Genomic DNA, 19,007 nt, shown 5'->3' on the forward strand with positions numbered 1-19,007 from the left:
TGGGGGGCGGCTCACACCGATACGGTGCTGATGAACTCCATCCAGGCGCGCGAGCCGACGAGGAGGACGGGCCCGTCCGTGACCTTGCTGTCCCGAACGGGGACGACACCGGGGACTCCGTCGGCGACTTCGAGGCAGCTGCCGCCGTTGCCATCGCTGTAGGTGCTCTTGCGCCAGCGGGCGGCGCCGGGGAAGTCGTACGCGACTTCGACGCAGCTGCCGCCCTCGCCGTTGCTGTAGCTGCTCTTGCGCCAGTGGGCTTTGCTCAGGTCGTACTCGCGCATCGTCTGTGGTCCTCCGCCGCCGATTCGACCAGGGCCAGGGACGCCTCCGGCGACAGCGCGACGGCCCTGAGCAGATCGTATGCGCGCTGTGCACGCTTCACCACCGCTGGGTCGTCCATCAACGTCCCCGAAAACGAGGTCTCTGTATAGGCAGTTGGCGGTGCGTCCTCGAACTCCATGAGGGCCAGCATCCCGCCCATGGCGGTGTGCGCTCCCGCGGCGTACGGGACCACCTGCGCGACCGCCTTGCGTTCCCGCACCATCGCCGCGATGTGGTCGAGCTGCTTGGCCATCGCGGCCGGGCCGCCCACCGGGATACGTAGGGCGTTCTCGTGCAGTACGGCCCAATACTCGGGCCTTGTAGCGTCGCTGAGGATGCGGGCCCGCTCCAGTCGAGCGGTCACCATCTCCTCGACGTACTCGTCTGTGATGAACGGGTTGGTCGCCAGCGTCACCGCGCCTGCGTACTCGGCCGTTTGAAGAAGCCCCGGTACGAGTGTCGGCGCGAACTCGCACAGCCGCGTCGCCGTGCGCTCAAGCTCCACCACCTCCGCGAAGTAATCCGCGTACCGCTTGTCGTCAATCAGTTTTCGCCACGTGCGCTCGAAAAAACCATCGGTTTGTAGGAGCTCATCGATCCGCTGGGCCACATCCAACTGTGGTTTCCGAATGGCCTGTTCGAACTGGCCGATGTAACCCCCGGAGACAAAAGCCCTCGCCCCCAGCTCCACCTGAGTGAAACCGGCATCCTCCCGCCGTCGTTTCAGCTCCGCCCCGAAGAACTCCCACGCCGCCTGCCGCGAACCGTTGGCCATGGCAAACCCCTTACGCTGCGCCGCACTTGTAGAGGACAGACTCCTGCCGAGTGTAGATGCGGAGCGTCACCCTGGAGATGCGAAGAGTGAAACTCGGAAAGTCAGGGGAACAGCGTGACGGCACAACACGCGGCGCTCTGCGTCGAAGAGGCGGAGGTAACGGTGAAGGAATTGCGGGCGGTACTGGAGAAGGCCGGAATCACGTTGCCGTCGCTGCGGATCGACCCGGCGAGTCTGGCGCGGGAGGCCCCCTGTCCGCGCGTCGAATTGGGCGGCTGTTCCATCGAGGTCGCGGCCCGGCTCGCGGCGGTGCTGCGGTGAGGCCACCGGCGGAGCCGGCTATCGGCTCGTACGTCGTCGACACACGCACAGGGAGGGTGGGCATGGTCATGGGACACGAGGGACCGTACGTACAGCTGAGACCGCTGGGTGGGGGCAAGGAGTGGGACTGCGGGCCGGACACCGCCCGGCGGGCCACCGCCGCGGAGCGGCTCAGCGCGGCCACGGCGTATGCGAACGCACGCAGCCGCGGTGAGGTGCCCTAGAAGCACGTGACCGCACGGCCTCCGGCATCCGGGAGGCCGTGCGGTACGGGCGGGCGGGCGGATCGTGACTAGGAGGTGGCGTTCCAGGAGTGCGCGACGTCGATGATCAGCTGGTCGCCCGACTGCGTCACGCGGAACGGCAGCCGCGCGCGCACGCCGAGCCCCACCACCGCGTCGTCCTCAAGGGCATCGACGTACCGGGTGTCCTTGAACGTCCGGTAGCCGGTGAGGTCCACTCCGGGCAGCGGCTGCGCGTGCTTGCCCGGGTACGACTCCGCGCCGGTCGCCGGGTCGAAGTTCGGGCCCACGGCGATCTGGAGGATCGCCCCGCCGGAGACGGGGATCTCTCCCGTACCGACCGAGATCAGCTTGTCGACGTACTTGACGCGGTAGCCGATCGCCCCGGTCGTCTTGCCGCCCTTGAAGTCGATGACCATACGGTCGAAGCACTCGTACTGGCCGGTCTTGATGTCCGTCAGCGGGGGCTTGTAGTCCTCCGCCAGCGTGACGAGCTTCTCCAGGCTTCCCCAGCCCGTCTCACACACTGTCGACGCGGCGGGGGCGGCCTGCGCCGTTCCCACCGCTCCCGCGATCCCGGCTCCCGCCAACACGAGTGCTGCCAGTGAGGTTCCGAGTCGTCGCATGCTTGCTCCCATGATCGAGTGGACGTGCACGCGGCCAGGGCCTGTCCACCAGGACAAGGCCGGGGAGGCCGCGGTGGTTCACGCTGGGCTCGCCATGTGATCGGACCTGGACCGGACTGTCACGAAACGGCAACAGCCCTCCAGGACGCCGGGCCGCTCCCGGCGTACGCGAGAATGGCCCCATGAGTCTGTTCCGCGACGACGGCATCGTGCTGCGCACCCAGAAGCTGGGTGAGGCGGACCGGATCATCACCCTGCTCACCCGCGGTCACGGCCGGGTACGGGCCGTGGCCCGGGGCGTACGGCGGACCAAGTCGAAGTTCGGGGCGCGGCTCGAACCCTTCTCGCACGTGGACGTGCAGTTCTTCGCGCGGGGGAGCGAACTGATCGGGCGCGGGCTGCCGCTGTGCACACAGAGCGAGACGATCTCTCCGTACGGGGGCGGGATCGTGACCGACTACGCGCGCTACACCGCCGGGACGGCCATGCTGGAGACGGCGGAGCGGTTCACCGATCACGAGGGTGAACCCGCCGTGCAGCAGTATCTGCTGCTCGTCGGCGGACTGCGCACCCTCGCCCGCGGCGAGCACGAACCGCACCTCGTGCTCGACGCCTTTCTGCTGCGCTCCCTCGCCGTGAACGGGTACGCGCCCAGCTTCAGCGCCTGCGCGAAGTGCGGGATGCCGGGACCGAACCGGTTCTTCTCGGTCGCGGCGGGAGGTTCCGTCTGCGTGGACTGCCGGGTGCCCGGCAGCGTCGTACCCTCGGCGGGGGCCCTGGAACTGCTCGGCGCGCTGCTGACGGGAGACTGGGAGACCGCGGACGCGTGCGAGCCGCGGTACGTCCGGGAGGGCAGCGGGCTGGTTTCGGCCTATCTGCACTGGCATCTGGAGCGCGGGCTGCGCTCACTTCGTTACGTGGAAAAGTAAGACCGAGGGAGACGAGAAGCACATGGTCGTACGCGGGATCCTGGGACGCCAGCGCCGCGAGTACAGGACACCGGAACCGCACCCGTCCGGTGCCGTCGCGCCCAAGCTCCCCGGCGAGCTGATCCCGAACCATGTGGCGATCATCATGGACGGGAACGGGCGGTGGGCGAAGGAGCGGGGGCTGCCGCGCACCGAGGGGCACAAGGTCGGCGCCGAGCGCGTGCTGGACGTGCTGCAGGGCGCGGTCGAGATGGGGGTCGGCGCGATCTCGCTGTACGCCTTCTCCACGGAGAACTGGAAGCGCTCGCCGGACGAGGTGCGCTTCCTGATGAACTTCAACCGTGACTTCATCCGCAAGACCCGGGACACCCTCGACGAGCTGGGCATCCGGGTCCGCTGGGTGGGCCGTATGCCCAAGCTGTGGCGGTCGGTGGCCAACGAGCTCCAGATCGCCCAGGAGCAGACCAAGGGCAACGACCGGCTCACGCTGTACTTCTGCATGAACTACGGCGGCCGCGCCGAGATCGCCGACGCGGCGCAGGCGCTGGCACAGGACGTGAAGGCGGGCCGGCTCGACCCGTCGAAGGTCAACGAGAAGACCTTCGCGAAGTATCTGTACTACCCCGACATGCCGGAGGTGGACCTGTTCCTGCGGCCGAGCGGCGAGCAGCGCACCTCCAACTACCTTCTGTGGCAGAGCGCCTACGCCGAGATGGTCTTCCAGGACGTCCTGTGGCCCGACTTCGACCGGCGTGACCTCTGGCGCGCCTGCGTCGAGTTCGCCTCCCGCGACCGCCGCTTCGGCGGAGCCGTCCCGAACGAGGAACTGCTCGCGATGGAACAGGCCATGAGGGGCCGCGAGGAGTAGGGCCTGATGTGTGAGGGGGCGCCGCGTCAGGAGGCGCGCCCCTCAGGGGCGCGGGGAACTGCGCGCCCAGCTCCACCGCCCCGCAGCCAAAAAACGAGCTCCACTACCCCTTGGCGGCAGCACACTCCGCACACGTACCGAAGATCTCAACGGTGTGGGCGACGTTCACGTAGCCATGCTCCGTCGCGATCGCCTCCGCCCACGTCTCGACGGCCGGGCCCTCGACCTCGACCGCCTTGCCGCAGACACGGCAGACGAGATGGTGGTGGTGCTCGCCGGTGGAGCAGCGGCGATAGACGGACTCGCCCTCGGAGGTACGCAGCACATCGACCTCGCCGGCGTCGGCGAGGGACTGCAGCGTGCGGTACACAGTGGTGAGTCCGACGGAGTCACCCTTGTGCTTGAGCATGTCGTGGAGCTCCTGCGCACTGCGGAACTCGTCCACCTCGTCGAGCGCTGCCGCCACGGCGGCACGCTGCCGGGTGGAACGGCCCCGAACGGGCGATCCAGCGGTTGTCACCGTTGCCTCCTCACGTCTGCCCTTGCCCGGCCATTGTGCCAGCCCGGACTGTGCGTGGTCAGACGCCGACCTTGCGTTCCGGGCCACGGGTGGCCGGAATTGCGCACTCCGCCGGGTCTCCGGCCCCCTGCGCGGCGGCCAGCGCCCGGGCCCGGCGCCGGGCCAGCGGAGTCGCCAGTGCCGTCAGCACGATGAACGCGCCGATGGTGAGCAGCACGATCGTCGCACCGGGCGGCACGTCCTGGTAGTACGAGGTCACGGTGCCGCCGATGGTCACGCTCACCCCGATCGCCACCGCGATCGCGAAGGTGGCGGCGAAGCTGCGGCTGAGCTGCTGGGCCGCCGCCACCGGAACCACCATCAGCGCGCTGACCAGGAGCAGGCCGACCACCCGCATCGCGACCGTCACGGTGACGGCGGCGGTGACGGCGGTGAGCAGGTTCAGGGCACGCACCGGCAGGCCCGTCACCCGTGCGAACTCCTCGTCCTGGCTGACCGCGAACAGTTGGCGGCGCAGACCGAGAGTGACCAGGACGACGAGGGCGGCGAGGACGCAGATCGCCGTGACGTCGGACTCGCTCACCGTGGAGAGCGAGCCGAAGAGGTACGAGGTGAGGTTGGCGTTGGAGCCGCCCGGCGCGAGGTTGATGAACATCACGCCGCCCGCCATACCGCCGTAGAAGAGCATGGCGAGCGCGATGTCGCCGCGCGTCTTGCCGTACCAGCGGATCAGTTCCATGATCACGGCGCCGAGGACGGAGACGGCCGTCGCCATCCACACGGGGTTGGCCGAGAGCAGGAAGCCGAGGCCGACGCCGGTCATCGCCACATGGCCGATGCCGTCGCCCATCAGGGCCTGGCGGCGCTGGACGAGGTAGATGCCGACGGCGGGCGCGGTGATGCCCACCAGGACGGCGGCGAGCAGCGCCCGCTGCATGAAGGCGTAGTCGAGGATTTCCATCAGCTCAGCAGTCCCATCGGTCCCATCGGTCCCATCAGCTCAGCAGTCCCGTCCGGATCGGTTCGGCGTCGTGAGCCGCGTGCGGGTGTACGTGGTCGTGGCCGGGCAGGGCGTGCTGGCCTACCGCCCGCGGGGGCGGGCCGTCGTGCAGGACGCAGCCGTCGCGCAGGACGACCGCCCGGTCGATCAGCGGCTCCAGGGGGCCCAGCTCGTGCAGGACCAGGAGGACGGTGGTGCCCGCCGCCACCTGCTCCCTGAGCGTGCGCGCCAGCACCTCCTGGCTCACGAGGTCCACGCCCGCCATCGGCTCGTCCATGATCAGCAGTTCGGGTTCGGAGGCGAGGGCGCGGGCGATCAGGACGCGCTGGTGCTGGCCGCCCGAGAGCGCGTTCACCGAGTCCTTGGCGCGGTCCGCCATGCCGACGAGCTCCAGGGCATGGCGTACGGCCTCGTGGTCGGCCTTGCGCAGCACGCCGAAGCGGGCACGGGAGAGCCGGCCGGAGGCGACGATCTCGGTCACCGTCGCGGGCACGCCGCCCGCGGCGGTCGTGCGCTGCGGGACGTACCCCACCCGTTTCCAGTCGCGGAAGCGGCGCCGCGGGGTGCCGAAGATCTCGATCTCGCCGCCGCTGGGGGTGACTTGACCGATGACGCTGCGGATCGCGGTCGACTTGCCGGAACCGTTCGCGCCGAGCAGCGCGACGACCTCACCGCGGTGCACGGTGAGGTCGATGCCGCGCAGGACGGGGCGCGAGCCCAGCTCGGCGGTCACGCCGCGCAGGGATATGACGGGCTCGCTCACGCTGTCCTCCTGGAACTGGGGGTCACTTGGCGCCCAACGCCGTCTGCAGCGCCTTCAGATTCGATTCCATGACCTGCAGGTAGTCGCTGCCCTTGGACTTGTCGGTGATGCCCTCGATCGGGTCGAGGACGTCCGTCTTCAGGTTGGCGTCGCCGGCGATGGTCTTGGCGGTCTTGTCGCTGACGAGCGTCTCGTAGAAGACCGTCGAGACGCCGTCGGCCTTCGCCATCTTCTCAAGGTCCTTCACCCGGTTCGCGCTGGGCTCCGACTCCGGGTCCAGGCCGTTGATGGCCTCCTCGGTGAGGCCGTAGCGCTCGGCGAGGTAGCCGAAGGCGGCGTGGGTGGTGATGAAGACCTTGGTCCTGGTGTTCGCCAGGCCCGTCCTGTACCGGGTGTCGAGGGCGGAGAACTTCTTCAGCAGGGCCGCGGTGTTCTTCTCGTAGTCCGCGGAGTGCTTGGGATCGGCCTTCTCCAGGGCCTTGCCGACGCCGCTCGCCACCTCGGCGTACCTCACCGGGTCGAGCCAGATGTGCGGGTCGGTGGCGCCGGTCTCCTCGCCCTTGGAGGAGTCGTGCGAGGCCGCGTGCCCGCCGACCTCGTTGCCGTGCTTCTCCAGCGTGGTCAGCGACGCGGCGTCGATCTTGGTCTTGACCTCGGACTGCGCCACGGCGTCGTCGACGGCCGGCTGCAGGTTCTTGAGGTAGACGATGGCGTCCGCCGACTGGAGCTGCGCGGTCTGCCGGGCACTGATCTCCAGGTCGTGCGGCTCCTGACCGGGCTGGGTCAGGCTCGTGACGTGCACATGCGTCCCGCCGATCTGCTCGGCGAGGTACTGCAGGGGATAGAACGACGCCACGACGTCGAGCTTCCCGCTGCTCGTACCGTCGGCCGCGGCGGAGCCCGAGCAGCCGGTGAGGGCGCCGAGGCCGAGGGCGGTGGCGGCCAGGGTCGCGGACCCGGCCGTGCCTATGCGAGTAGCGGCGAGGCGCCGTCGTACGTTCATGACACTCATTTTCAACAAATCTGGAAACGATTGTCAACAAGCTCTCGGTAAGCCCTCGGTGAGCCGGATGGCGAATGAGGCGGCAACCGGATGGCGAATGAGGCGGTAAGGGGCACGATGGGAGAGGTGTCCCCGAACCGATTTGATACGAGGGTGGGCGGCGCCGGTAACCTGAATCATTCGCGCCGTCCGTTCGTACTGAAGAGAGCATCGTGGCCGCCGACAAGATCGACACCATCGTCAGCCTGAGCAAGCGCCGTGGCTTCGTTTTCCCCTGTAGCGAGATCTATGGCGGGCAGAAGGCCGCCTGGGACTACGGCCCGCTCGGCGTCGAGCTCAAGGAGAACATCAAGCGCCAGTGGTGGCGCTACATGGTCACCTCCCGTGAGGACGTCGTCGGTATCGACTCGTCGGTGATCCTGGCGACCGAGGTCTGGGTCGCGTCGGGGCACGTCGCCACCTTCACCGACCCGCTCACCGAGTGCACCTCCTGCCACAAGCGCTACCGCGCCGACCACCTGGAGGAGGCCTACGAGGCGAAGCACGGCCGCCCCCCGGAGAACGGCCTCACCGACCTCAACTGCCCCAACTGCGGCAACAAGGGCACGTTCACCGAGCCCAAGCAGTTCTCGGGCCTGCTCTCCACCCACCTCGGCCCCACGCAGGACAGCGGCTCCGTCGCCTACCTGCGCCCCGAGACGGCCCAGGGCATCTTCACCAACTTCGCCTCCGTGCAGCAGACGTCGCGCCGCAAGCCGCCGTTCGGCATCGCGCAGATGGGCAAGTCCTTCCGCAACGAGATCACGCCTGGCAACTTCATCTTCCGCACCCGCGAGTTCGAGCAGATGGAGATGGAGTTCTTCGTCAAGCCGGGCGAGGACGAGAAGTGGCAGGAGTACTGGATGCAGGAGCGCTGGAACTGGTACACCAGCCTCGGTCTCCGCGAGGAGAACATGCGCTGGTACGACCACCCGGCCGAGAAGCTCTCGCACTACTCCAAGCGCACCGCCGACATCGAGTACCGCTTCCAGTTCGGCGGCAACGAGTGGGGCGAGCTGGAGGGCGTCGCGAACCGGACGGACTACGACCTGTCCGCCCACTCCAAGGCCTCCGGCCAGGACCTCTCCTACTTCGACCAGGAGGCCGGCGAGCGCTGGACTCCGTACGTCATCGAGCCCGCCGCCGGTGTCGGCCGCGCGATGCTCGCCTTCCTCCTGGACGCCTACGTCGAGGACGAGGCCCCCAACGCCAAGGGCAAGATGGAGAAGCGCACGGTGCTGCGCCTCGACCCGCGCCTCTCGCCGGTCAAGGTCGCCGTCCTCCCGCTCTCCCGCAACCCCGAGCTCTCCCCGAAGGCCAAGGGTCTCGCCACCGCCCTGCGCCAGCACTGGAACATCGAGTTCGACGACGCGGGCGCCATCGGCCGTCGCTACCGCCGCCAGGACGAGATCGGCACGCCGTTCTGCGTCACGGTCGACTTCGACACGCTCGACGACAACGCGGTGACGGTGCGTGAGCGCGACTCCATGAAGCAGGAGCGCGTGTCCCTGGACCAGATCGAGGGCTACCTCGCGAGCCGTCTGATCGGCTGCTGAGGTACTGCCACAGCTGTGTGCGGATGCCGGGTTCCCTTCGGGGGGCCCGGCATTGTCGTGTCTGCAGGTCCCAACGGCCGGCAGGCGGCCGGCGGGCGGCTGACACACGACAGCTGACAGGTGACAGCTGACAGACAGGTGACAGCTGACAGATATTGAAATCTGTCAGCTGTCATGTCATGGTGAAGGGACACCGGTCCTCCAGAAACACCAAGGAGTCCTCATGCGAACTCGCCCCCTCGGCACCACCGGCCCCCAGGTCTCAGCCCTCGGCCTCGGCTGCATGGGCATGTCCGCGCTGTACGGCGATGCCGACCGGGCCGAGTCCGTCGCCACGATCCACGCCGCCCTCGAAGCGGGCGTGACCCTGCTCGACACCGGCGACTTCTACGCCATGGGCCACAACGAGATGCTGATCGGCGAGGCACTGCGGGCAGCCCCCGCCGCGCGCCGCGAACAGGCGCTGACCAGCGTCAAGTTCGGCGCGCTGCGCGACCCGGACGGCGGCTGGTCGGGATACGACGGCCGCCCGGCAGCGGTGAAGAACTTCGCCGCGTACTCCCTCCAGCGGCTCGGCGTGGACCACATCGACGTGTACCGGATCGCCCGGGTCGACCCCGGCGTACCGATCGAGGAGACGGTCGGGGCGATCGCGGAACTCGTGGCGGCCGGGCACGTACGGCACATCGGCCTCAGCGAGGTCGGCGCGGACACGATCCGCCGGGCCGCCGCCACCGCGCCCATCGCGGACCTGCAGATCGAGTACTCGCTCATCTCGCGCGGCATCGAGGACGGCATCCTGCCGACGACCCGGGAGCTGGGCATCGGCATCACGGCGTACGGAGTACTGTCCCGCGGACTGATCTCCGGCCACTTCACGGCCGACCGGCAGCTCGCCGCGAACGACTTCCGGGCCATGAGCCCCCGTTTCCAGGGCGAGAACCTCCAGCACAACCTCGCGCTCGTCGAGGCGCTGCGGAAGATCGCCGAGCAGAAGGGCGTCAGCGTGGCGCAGATCGCGATCGCGTGGGTGCTCTCCCGCGGCGAGGACATCGTGCCGCTGGTGGGCGCCCGTAGCCGCGACCGGCTCACCGAGGCGCTGGGGGCGCTGGACGTCACCCTGGACCAGGGCGATCTGGCCGCGATCGAGCAAGCGGTGCCGGCGGACGCCGCCGCGGGCGACCGCTACCCGACGGTCCAGATGGCACATCTCGACAGCGAGCGCTGACGGTACCGGCAGGTACGGTCTCGTCATGGCACCGACCACCGAAGTACTGACCGCCGAGCGCATCCTCGCCGCGACCGAGGAGGTGCTGCGCCGCCACGGCCCGGCCAAGGCCACCGTGGTGGACGTGGCCCGCGCGCTCGGCGTCAGCCACGGCAGTGTCTACCGCCACTTCCGTACGAAGGCGGCGTTGCGGGAGGCGGTCACGAAGCGCTGGCTGGACCGTACGTCGCAGACGCTGGAGGAGATCACCCGCACGCGGGACGAGACCGCTCCCGAGGCGCTGCGGAACTGGCTGGGCACGCTGTTCACGGCCAAGCGCCACAAGGCGGGGGACGATCCGGAGCTGTTCGCCACGTACTCGGTGCTGCTCGGTGAGGCCAGCACCGTGGTCGAGGAGCACATCACCGACCTCGTCGACCAGCTCACACGCATCGTCGAGCGCGGTGTGGGCGAGGGCGACTTCACGGCCGTGGACGGCGACGCCGCGGCGACGGCCCGCGCGGTCTTCGACGCCACGAACCGCTTCCACGACCCGTGTTACGCCCGCGAGTGGGAACAGCCGGGCGTGGAGGCCGAGTTCACGACCGTCGTGGACCTGGTCCTGCGCGGACTGGGACGCTGACCGACCCTACGACCCCGTCCGGCCCTACGACCCCGTCGGGTCCACCGTCGCCTGGTGCGCCTCCGCGAGGTGTTCCTCCGCCTTCAGCCACGGCAGGAACTGCGCGCCCTTGCGCCAGCCGCAGGTGTCGCACCTGATCGTGCGTTGTACGCCCGCTCGCTGCACGCGTACGACGTGCTCGCGCCCGTGCTGATCCCACCGGCTTACCTTGCTCGTGTTGATCTGCAGCATGACACCTCCAGGTGTTACCGCTCCGCTTGCCAGGCAAGGCGTTCGCAGCAAGGAGTGTGCAGCATGAAGAAGATCAACGGGGACTCTTGGGCGGCCGGTTCCCCGCACGTGCCCCGGGACCTGCCCGGCATCCGCTCCAGGATCCGCTCCAGGATCCGCCCCGCGACCTGGCCCAGGATCGGCCCGTGATCGCCGAACTGCAGTGCGTGGTGCCGGACTGTCCCGAACCCCTCCAACTCGCCCGGTTCTACGCGGCGGTGCTCGGCGGCACGGTCAACCGGCCCGACCGGCGCTGGACGCTCGACGAGGAGTGGGCGACGCTGCACACCCCGTCCGGTCTCGTCCTGGCCTTCCAGCGAGTGGCGGACCAGCGGCCGCCGCGGTGGCCCGACCCCGCGCAACCCCAGCAGTTCCACCTGGACTTCGGCGTCCCGGACCTGGACGGGGCGCGGGACCAGGTCCTGGCCCTCGGCGCGACCCTGCTGGACGCCTCCGACGGGCGCGGCCGGCACGTCTACACGGATCCCGCGGGGCACCCCTTCTGTCTGGTCCGCCACTGAGGGGTCGGGCGAGGGCCGGCCGACCGTGGCCGTGCGCCCCGACGTCGCCTGCGCGTCGGTGAGTCGGCGACGTCGGAGCGTTCCTCAGCTGATCGTGCGCGGCAGCCGCAGGCTCAGGGCGGTCGTCACGGCCACGCCCGCCAGTTGGACCAGGAGGGTCGTGACCAGGGCGTCCCGCATGCCGTGGCTGGAGGAGAGGGACAGGAAGAGGGTGCCCAGAGTGGCGACGCCGACGGCGAGGGCCGACTGCTGGGTGGTGGCCATGACACCGCTTCCGACGCCGGCCCGGGCGGCCGGGACCTCGGAGAGGATGATCCGGATGAGGACCGGGAGCTGGAGCGCCTGACCCGCGCCCGCGACCGCCGCGCCCGGAAGCAACTGCCACACGCCCAGGTCCGGCCAGGACCGCCACGCGGTCAGCGCGATGAGGACCACACCCACCGCCTGGACCAGTCCGCCCACAGTGACGATCCGGGTGCCGTAGCGGGCGATCAGCCGGGGCCCGCAGAGGGAGACGACGAAGAAGGCCACCGCCATCGGTGCCAGGGCCAGGCCCGCCGGCACCGGGCCGAGGCCCGCGCCCCGCTGCAGTGCCACCGCGATCACGAACATGAAGCCGCTGAAACCGATCGAGAACGGCACGATCATGATCAGGCCCCGGCGGAGCGAGGTCAGCGCGAACAGGCTCGGGGGGACCAGGGGCGTACGGCCCTCGCGGTCCTCCCGGCGCTCGACGAAGTAGAACGCCGCCGCCGCGAGGGGGAACAGGGCCAGCGACAGCCAGGTCCACAGGGGCCAGCCCGCCGCCCGGCCCTCCGTGAGCGGGGCGAGGAGGGCGAGCAGCGCCACGGCGAGCAGGACCGTGCCGGGGGTGTCGATCGGCTCCGGGTGCTGTGAGCGCGTCTCGGGGACGGCACGCGCGGCCAGGATCAGGCCGAGGATCACGACGGGCACGTTCACGAGGAACACCGCGCGCCAGCCGGTGCCGGCGATGTCCGCCGCGACCAGGAGACCGCCGAGGATCTGCCCGGCCACCATGGAGAGGCCCGCCGTGGCGCCGTACAGGCTCATGGCCTTGCCGCGGCGCGCGCCCGCGGTCGCGGCCTGGATGGTGGCGAGCACCTGCGGCAGCATCGCCGCGGACGCCGCGCCCTGCGCGCCGCGCGCCGCCACCAGCGTCCAGGCGCTGGGCGCCAGCCCGCACGCCAGTGAGGTCAGGCCGAAAGCGGCCATGCCGCCCAGGAAGAACTGGCGCCGCCCGAAGAGGTCGCCGAGGCGTCCGCCCAGGACCAGCAGGACGGCGTACGCGACCCCGTACCCGGCGACGACGAGTTCGAGGACGGCTTCGCTCGCGTTCAGGTCGTGGCCGATGGTCGGCAGGGCCACGTTGACGATGAAGAAGTCGATGAGGGGCAGCGCGGCCCCGAGCAGCACGGTGAAGAGTCCGAGGCCGCCGAGAACGGGTGCCCCGGAGGGCGAGCGGACAGGAGTCCTGAGAATTCCGGTTTCGGTCACGTCCTTCAGACTTATCCTGCCCGCAGCCTGGTACCAGAGTCTCCTTATCCTGGTAGAAGCAGTACCTGGCAACAGGTTCCGGTGAACGGCAGGCTGGAGGCATGACGACGATGACGCAGGAGAGCACCACGACCCCTCCCCAACTGGTGGAACCCCAGCCGCACGGCACCGTGGCCCCCCGCGGCAGCGAGATCCGGCGGACCGAGCTCGCCGCCTTCCTGCGCAACCGGCGCGAACGCATCACGCCCGAGCAGGTCGGGCTGCCCCGCGGCCGCCGTCGGCGCACACCGGGCCTGCGCCGCGAGGAGGTCGCACAGCTCTCCGCCGTCGGCGTCACCTGGTACACCTGGCTCGAACAGGCCCGTGACATCCAGGTCTCCGAACAGGTCCTCGACGCGCTGGCCCGTAGCCTGCTGCTCGACTCCAGCGAGCGCGACCACCTCTTCCGGCTGGCCGGAGCCGTCGACCCGACGCCTGCCGCGCGGTGCCCGACCCTCACCCCGGCCCTGCTGGAGGTGCTGACCCAGCTGGAGCCGCTCCCGGCCTGCATCCAGAACAGCCGCTACGACATCCTGGCGTACAACCGCACGTACGCCCGGCTGATGATGCGCGACCTCGACTCCGTACCGCCCGAGGACCGCAACTGCATGATCCTCACCTACACCCACCCGGAGTGGCGCGAGTCGATCGTGCTCCTCGACGAGACCATGCATGTGATGGCCGCCAAGCTGCGCAGCTCCATGGCCGGTCACCTCGGTGAGCCCGCCTGGAAGATGCTGGTCAAGCGGTTGCGGACGGAGTCGGCGGAGTTCCGGGAGATCTGGGAGCGGTACGAGGTGTTCGGCGGCGCCCGCAGCAAGACCAAGCAGTTCCTGAACCCGTACGTCGGAGTCCTCACCCTCACCCACACCGACCTGTGGCTGGCCCCCGACATGGACGCCCGCATGGTGACGTACGCCCCCACGGACGAGCAGACCCGCGAACGCCTGACGAAGCTGTACGAGACCGCCCGGACGGCGGAGGCGGAAGCCGCCTGAGCAAGATCCGAGCCCCGTAAGGGGCGCGGGGCTGTGACATTTGTGCGGCTCCGCCGCGTGGGCGCGCCCAGCCACGTACCGGGGAAAGCCGACGAACCACCCGCAGCGCTACAGCTCCCCCCGAGCGGAGCGCTCAGGCAGCCTCGGTCTTCGTGTCCCGCCGTACGCCGCCCGAGTCGCCCCGAACCTCCACGTCCGCCTCTTCCTCCGTCGACTCCCACTGCCGAGCCGCCCGCTCGGCAGTCCCGCGCGCCCAGCGCCCGCTGGTCAGCGCGCCCAGGACGAGAACGGCGAGACCGCAGCCGGTGAGGATCCACCAGCCCGGGCGGGCGGCCGACACGAACGTCTCCTTGTACGCGGAGTCCTGGATGCCGGAGGCGAGCACCGCACCGATCACCGCGACGCCGAGGGTGCCGCCGATCTGGCGGCTGGTCGAGGCGACGGCGGCCGCCACACCGGCCTGGCTGCGGGGCATGCCCGAGACGGCGGTGTTGGTGATGGGGGCGTTCACGAAGCCGAAGCCGAGGCCGAAGAGGACGTAACCGATGACGAGCGTGACGTTCGACGTCTCGGCCTCGAACGCGGCGAACAGGATCCCGCTCGCGGTCATCGCGACCCCCGCGATCAGCAGGGGCAGCCGCGGCCCCCGGCTGCCGACCAGCCGCCCCGACAGCGGCGCGCACACGAAGCACATGACCGCCATGGGCAGCATCCACAGGCCCGCGTGCAGTGCGTTCAGGCCACGCACGTTCTGCAGATAGAGCGACGAGAGGAACAGGAACCCGCTGAGCGCGGCGAACGCGCTGACGGCGACGACCGTGGCCCCGCTGAACGGCGCCGAGCGGAAGAAGCGCAGGTCGATGAGGGGTTCGTCGCGCCGGGGCTCGTAGCGGAGCAGACCGAGCAGCGCGGCGACGGCGATCACGCCGAAGACCGCGGTCTTCAGGATGCCGGAGCTGGGCGCCTCGATGATCGCGTACGTCAGTGAGCCCAGCAGCGCGATGACGAGGACCTGCCCGACCGGGTCGGGGCGGCGGGCCTTGGGGGCGCGGGACTCGGGGACGTAACGCCAGGTGAGCAGCAGTGCGGCGACGCCGACCGGGAGGTTGAGCCAGAAGATCGAGCGCCAGCCGACGGTGTCCACGAGAAGGCCGCCCACGATCGGGCCCGCGGCCAGCGAGATGCCGACCACGCCACCCCAGACGCCGATCGCGCGGGCCCGCTCCCGGGGGGCCGTGAAGGTGTTGGTGATGATCGACATCGCGACCGGGTTCAGCATCGAACCGCCGACCGCCTGCACCATGCGGAAGGCGACGAGCGAATCCAGGTTCGGGGCCAGGGAACACAACACCGAACCGAGGGTGAAGAGCACCAGGCCCGCCTGGAAGACCCTGCGGCGGCCGATGCGGTCGGCGGTCGAACCCGCGAGCATCAGCAACGACGCCAGGACCAGCGTGTACGCGTCGATGGTCCACTGGAGGCCCGCGACGCTCGCATGCAGTTCCTTCTGCATCGAGGGCAGGGCGACATTCAGAACCGTGCTGTCGAGGCTCACGATCAGCAGACTCATGCAGCAGATCGCGAGGACGAGCAGACGGCGGCGGGGGCTGAGCTCGGACATTCATCCAGAGTACGCCGATGTCGATAGTGCGTCTAACTAATGACCGCCGCCGCACCTGGCCGCGTACGCGGCCCTGGGGATACGCGACAATGGGGGAATGTCCACGACCGCCCTCGCCGCCGCGCCCGCCACCACCGCCTCCCCGCTGTCGATCGGCCCCCACACCGTTCGGCCGCCCGTGGTCCTCGCCCCCATGGCCGGGATCACGAACGCGCCGTTCCGTACGCTGTGCCGCGAGTTCAGCGGCGGCAAGGGCCTGTTCGTCAGCGAGATGATCACCACGCGGGCGCTGGTCGAGCGCAACGAGAAGACCATGCAGCTGATCCGCTTCGACGCGACCGAGACGCCGCGTTCGATCCAGCTGTACGGCGTGGACCCGGCGACCGTCGGCAAGGCCGTCCGCATGATCGCGGAGGAGAACCTCGCCGACCACATCGACCTGAACTTCGGCTGCCCGGTCCCGAAGGTCACCCGCAAGGGCGGCGGCTCCGCCCTCCCGTACAAGCGCCACCTGCTGCGGGCGATCCTGCGCGAGGCCGTCGCCGGGGCGGGCGACCTGCCCGTGACGATGAAGATGCGCAAGGGCATCGACGACGACCACATCACGTTCCTCGACGCCGGACGGATCGCCGTCGAGGAGGGAGTCACCGCCATCGCCCTGCACGGCCGCACCGCCGCCCAGCACTACGGCGGCACGGCCGACTGGGACGCCATCGCACGGCTCAAGGAGCATGTGCCGGAGATCCCCGTCCTCGGCAACGGCGACATCTGGTCCGCCGAGGACGCGCTGCGGATGGTGCGGGAGACCGGCTGCGACGGGGTCGTGGTCGGGCGCGGCTGCCTGGGCCGGCCGTGGCTCTTCGGCGACCTGGTGGCCGCCTTCGAGGGGCGCCCGGACGCCTACGCCCGCCCGACCCTGCGCGAGGTCGCGGCCGTCATGGTCCGCCACGCCACCCTGCTCGGCGAGTGGATCGGCGACGAGGCGCGCGGGGTCATCGACTTCCGCAAGCACGTGGCCTGGTACCTGAAGGGCTTCGCCGTCGGCTCGGAGATGCGTAAGCGCCTCGCGATCACCTCGTCCCTGGCCGAACTCTCCGAAGGGCTGGCCGAGTTGGACCTCGACCAGCCCTGGCCCACGGGCGCGGACGGGCCCCGCGGCCGTACGTCCGGCAACAACAGGGTCGTCCTGCCGGACGGTTGGCTCAAGGACCCGTACGACTGCGCGGGCATCGGCGAGGACGCGGAACTGGACACGTCCGGGGGCTGACTCCCCTGCCGGGGGCTCCCTCAGGCGCCCCCGACCGCCGTGAGCAGGGCCAGGGGTGCCGCCGCCGAGCGGGACTCCCGTACGCACGCATGCGGATACGGCACCGGCTCCCCGTGCGTCTCGCGGCCGTACCCCGCGAGGACCTCGGGAAGGCGGTGGCCGGCGGCCGTGGCGGCGTCGACGAGCGCGTGGGCGACCGTACGGGCCTCGTCGTGCAGGCCGTAGCGGGCCAGCCCCAGCGTGATCAGCGCGTTGTCGTGCGGCCAGACCGAACCGCGGTGGTACGACAGCGGGTGGTACGCCGGCTGGTCGGCGGCCAGCGTGCGCACGCCCCAGCCGGAGAAGAAGTCCGGCTCCAGCAGCCGGCGGCCGACCAGTTCGCCGTACTCCTTGTCGAGCAGCCCCGACCAGAGCAGATGGCCCGCGTCCGAGGCGAGCGCGTCGACCTGGCGGCCGTCGCCGTCCAACGCCAGCGCGGGGAAGGCGTGTTCGCTCATCCAGAAGTCCCGCTGGAAGCGGTCGCGGAGGTCACCGGCGGCCTGTTCGAGAAGGGCCGCGTAGACCTCGTCGCCCCACACCGTGCGGGACAGATGGGCGGTGCGGCGCAGCGCGTCGTACGCGTACCCCTGCGCGCCCGCCGCCAGCACCGGACCACTGGGACGGCTGCCGTCGGCCGAGCAGATCGCGCCGGGGGAGTCCTTCCAGTTCTGGTTGGCGAGGCCGCCGCCGTCCGCGCGGTAGACGAGATAGCCGACGGAGGTCAGACCGCCGTGGTCCAGCATCCAGCCGATCGCCGCACGGGCGTTGGCCTCCAGCCGCCGGGCCAGGCTCACATCGCCGGTCTGCTCGGTGTACGCGCCGAGCAGCACCAGGAACAGCGGCGTCGCGTCCACCGAACCGTAGTACCGCCCGTACGGCACCTGCCCGAAGTGCGCCAGCTCACCGTGGCGCACCTCGTGCACGATCTTGCCGGGCTGGGCCACCGCACCCGCTCCCACCTCCACCGCCTGGGTCGCGGCGAGCGCGGGCAGCGTGGCGGCGGCGAGCTCGGGGCGGTAGGGGAGCGCGAAGAGCGAGGTCAGCAGGGCGTCGCGGCCCAGCAGGGTGAGGAACCAGGGGACTCCGGCCGCCGGAACGAGCAGCTCCTCGCCGTCCGGACCCTTCGCCGGGACCTGGAGCACCGCGAGGTCCGACAGACCCCGCGCGCAGGCCGCGGCCAGCTCGGGCCAGCCGGTCGGGAAGGGCACCCCCTCCGCGAACGCACCCTCCAGCGCCAGCAGCCGCTCGTTCGCGGCGGCGGGGGAGCGGGGAACCTCCGGTTCCTTCAGCGCCCCGTGCGGGCGGGCCGCGACGCGCAGCGCCAGCTCCGCCGAGGCATGCGCTTCGAGCTCCAGGGTCCATACGAGGCGACGCGCACCCGTGCCGGTCTCCTCGACCCCGTCCGGCGGCGGCTCGGAGGTGACCGTCGTACAGGACCGCCACTCCCCGCGCTGATAGCTGAACTCCACGCCGTCGTCGAGGACTTGACGCCCCCGTACGGCGCCGGTCTTGGCATACGTACGGTAGTCGGAGCGCAGCTCGAACTGGTCCGTGAAGTCGGCGTCCACGGTGAGCGCGATACGCACGGTCGTGGGCGCCGGGCGGTTGCTGGTCACCCGCAACGACTCCACGAACGCCCCGTCGGTGACGGCCTGTTCACGGAAGAGCGTGTACGCGGGCGGTTCGTTGCGGCCACCACGCGGTACGAGCACACAGCGCGCGGTGTCGCCGTCCGCGACCGGTGTGAGCGCCTCGGGCACCGCGCCGTCGAGGGTCAGCTGCCAGCGGCTGAGATGCCGGGCGTCCCGTACGAACAACCCGTCCGGGGAGCTGCCGTTCCGTACCCCGCTGATGTCGCCGCCGTCGCCCACGGCGGCGAACGTCCCACCGTGCACGAGCAGATGATGCCGGTCCGTCATCC

General features: G+C 70.3%; 22 protein-coding genes. 11 read left to right on the top strand and 11 right to left on the bottom strand.

What is annotated here, in order from left to right; genetic code table 11:
- Positions 1 to 11: 11 nt before the first annotated feature.
- Together RV986_RS35175 and RV986_RS35180 are read right to left on the bottom strand one after the other, a co-directional pair.
- Entirely contained in the window at positions 12 to 284 is a 273-nt protein-coding gene (locus RV986_RS35175; RefSeq protein WP_475921227.1) for a DUF397 domain-containing protein, read from the bottom strand.
- Positions 266 to 1,099 carry a helix-turn-helix domain-containing protein gene (locus RV986_RS35180; RefSeq protein ID WP_475921228.1) on the bottom strand — a complete coding sequence of 278 codons (834 nt, stop codon included), beginning with the start codon at positions 1,097 to 1,099 and terminating at the stop codon, positions 266 to 268. The genes RV986_RS35175 and RV986_RS35180 overlap by 19 nt, the downstream gene beginning before the upstream one ends.
- 114 nt (positions 1,100 to 1,213) lie before the next feature.
- On the opposite strand from RV986_RS35180, the gene RV986_RS35185 reads away from it, so the two are divergent.
- The gene (locus RV986_RS35185; protein ID WP_475921229.1) at positions 1,214 to 1,420 is read left to right on the top strand and encodes a hypothetical protein; all 207 of its coding nucleotides are present in this window, start codon (positions 1,214 to 1,216) and stop codon (positions 1,418 to 1,420) included.
- Entirely contained in the window at positions 1,417 to 1,644 is a 228-nt protein-coding gene (locus RV986_RS35190) for a hypothetical protein (protein ID WP_475921230.1), read from the top strand. Before RV986_RS35185 ends, RV986_RS35190 begins: the two co-directional genes overlap by 4 nt.
- Positions 1,645 to 1,712: 68 nt before the next feature.
- On the opposite strand, the gene RV986_RS35195 is transcribed toward RV986_RS35190, so the two are convergent.
- Positions 1,713 to 2,288, bottom strand: a complete 576-nt coding sequence (locus tag RV986_RS35195; protein WP_475921231.1) for an AMIN-like domain-containing (lipo)protein — start codon at positions 2,286 to 2,288, stop codon at positions 1,713 to 1,715.
- 182 nt (positions 2,289 to 2,470) lie between these two features.
- Here RV986_RS35195 and recO point away from each other — a divergent pair, with 182 nt between their 5' ends.
- Positions 2,471 to 3,217, top strand: coding sequence for a DNA repair protein RecO (gene recO / locus RV986_RS35200; RefSeq protein ID WP_475921232.1), 747 nt, complete (start codon positions 2,471 to 2,473; stop codon positions 3,215 to 3,217).
- A gap of 22 nt (positions 3,218 to 3,239) precedes the next feature.
- Positions 3,240 to 4,085 carry an isoprenyl transferase gene (locus RV986_RS35205; protein ID WP_475921233.1) on the top strand — a complete coding sequence of 282 codons (846 nt, stop codon included), beginning with the start codon at positions 3,240 to 3,242 and terminating at the stop codon, positions 4,083 to 4,085.
- Between the two features lie 103 nt (positions 4,086 to 4,188).
- Here RV986_RS35205 and RV986_RS35210 read toward each other — a convergent pair whose 3' ends face one another.
- From RV986_RS35210 to RV986_RS35225, 4 genes are read right to left on the bottom strand one after another with little or no spacing between them, the layout of a single operon-like run.
- The gene (locus RV986_RS35210; protein ID WP_475921234.1) at positions 4,189 to 4,605 is read right to left on the bottom strand and encodes a Fur family transcriptional regulator; all 417 of its coding nucleotides are present in this window, start codon (positions 4,603 to 4,605) and stop codon (positions 4,189 to 4,191) included.
- A 58-nt stretch (positions 4,606 to 4,663) separates the two neighbouring features.
- Entirely contained in the window at positions 4,664 to 5,566 is a 903-nt protein-coding gene (locus RV986_RS35215) for a metal ABC transporter permease (protein ID WP_475921235.1), read from the bottom strand.
- Between the two features lie 34 nt (positions 5,567 to 5,600).
- Positions 5,601 to 6,368, bottom strand: coding sequence for a metal ABC transporter ATP-binding protein (locus RV986_RS35220; protein WP_475921236.1), 768 nt, complete (start codon positions 6,366 to 6,368; stop codon positions 5,601 to 5,603).
- 22 nt (positions 6,369 to 6,390) lie between these two features.
- Entirely contained in the window at positions 6,391 to 7,371 is a 981-nt protein-coding gene (locus RV986_RS35225) for a metal ABC transporter substrate-binding protein (protein ID WP_475921237.1), read from the bottom strand.
- A gap of 212 nt (positions 7,372 to 7,583) precedes the next feature.
- On the opposite strand from RV986_RS35225, the gene RV986_RS35230 reads away from it, so the two are divergent.
- The 3 genes from RV986_RS35230 to RV986_RS35240 all read left to right on the top strand — a co-directional run bounded on the left by RV986_RS35230 (position 7,584) and on the right by RV986_RS35240 (position 10,816).
- Positions 7,584 to 8,966, top strand: coding sequence for a glycine--tRNA ligase (locus tag RV986_RS35230; RefSeq protein WP_475921238.1), 1,383 nt, complete (start codon positions 7,584 to 7,586; stop codon positions 8,964 to 8,966).
- Between the two features lie 223 nt (positions 8,967 to 9,189).
- On the top strand, positions 9,190 to 10,194 hold the full coding sequence (locus tag RV986_RS35235) for an aldo/keto reductase (RefSeq protein WP_475921239.1): 1,005 nt from the start codon (positions 9,190 to 9,192) through the stop codon (positions 10,192 to 10,194).
- A gap of 25 nt (positions 10,195 to 10,219) precedes the next feature.
- A complete protein-coding gene (locus RV986_RS35240) occupies positions 10,220 to 10,816 on the top strand; it encodes a TetR/AcrR family transcriptional regulator (RefSeq protein ID WP_475921240.1) in 597 nt (198 codons plus the stop codon).
- A gap of 24 nt (positions 10,817 to 10,840) precedes the next feature.
- Here the strand turns inward: RV986_RS35240 and RV986_RS35245 are convergent, their stop codons facing one another.
- Positions 10,841 to 11,047, bottom strand: a complete 207-nt coding sequence (locus RV986_RS35245; protein ID WP_405879634.1) for a hypothetical protein — start codon at positions 11,045 to 11,047, stop codon at positions 10,841 to 10,843.
- 63 nt (positions 11,048 to 11,110) lie between these two features.
- Here RV986_RS35245 and RV986_RS35250 point away from each other — a divergent pair, with 63 nt between their 5' ends.
- Entirely contained in the window at positions 11,111 to 11,236 is a 126-nt protein-coding gene (locus tag RV986_RS35250; protein WP_475921241.1) for a hypothetical protein, read from the top strand.
- Entirely contained in the window at positions 11,233 to 11,607 is a 375-nt protein-coding gene (locus RV986_RS35255) for a VOC family protein (protein WP_475921242.1), read from the top strand. The genes RV986_RS35250 and RV986_RS35255 overlap by 4 nt, the downstream gene beginning before the upstream one ends.
- 84 nt (positions 11,608 to 11,691) lie before the next feature.
- Here the strand turns inward: RV986_RS35255 and RV986_RS35260 are convergent, their stop codons facing one another.
- A complete protein-coding gene (locus RV986_RS35260; RefSeq protein ID WP_475921243.1) occupies positions 11,692 to 13,122 on the bottom strand; it encodes an MFS transporter in 1,431 nt (476 codons plus the stop codon).
- A 101-nt stretch (positions 13,123 to 13,223) separates the two neighbouring features.
- On the opposite strand from RV986_RS35260, the gene RV986_RS35265 reads away from it, so the two are divergent.
- Positions 13,224 to 14,159 carry a helix-turn-helix transcriptional regulator gene (locus RV986_RS35265; RefSeq protein WP_475921244.1) on the top strand — a complete coding sequence of 312 codons (936 nt, stop codon included), beginning with the start codon at positions 13,224 to 13,226 and terminating at the stop codon, positions 14,157 to 14,159.
- Positions 14,160 to 14,292: 133 nt separating this feature from the next.
- Here RV986_RS35265 and RV986_RS35270 read toward each other — a convergent pair whose 3' ends face one another.
- Complete coding sequence (locus RV986_RS35270) at positions 14,293 to 15,780, bottom strand: MFS transporter (RefSeq protein WP_475921245.1); 1,488 nt, start codon at positions 15,778 to 15,780, stop codon at positions 14,293 to 14,295.
- 97 nt (positions 15,781 to 15,877) lie between these two features.
- Here RV986_RS35270 and dusB point away from each other — a divergent pair, with 97 nt between their 5' ends.
- Positions 15,878 to 17,047, top strand: coding sequence for a tRNA dihydrouridine synthase DusB (gene dusB, locus RV986_RS35275; protein ID WP_475921246.1), 1,170 nt, complete (start codon positions 15,878 to 15,880; stop codon positions 17,045 to 17,047).
- 20 nt (positions 17,048 to 17,067) lie between these two features.
- Here dusB and RV986_RS35280 read toward each other — a convergent pair whose 3' ends face one another.
- Positions 17,068 to 19,005, bottom strand: coding sequence for an amylo-alpha-1,6-glucosidase (locus RV986_RS35280; protein ID WP_475921247.1), 1,938 nt, complete (start codon positions 19,003 to 19,005; stop codon positions 17,068 to 17,070).
- Between the last annotated feature and the right edge of the window lie 2 nt (positions 19,006 to 19,007).

Source organism: Streptomyces sp. RLA012 (genome assembly GCF_056270325.1).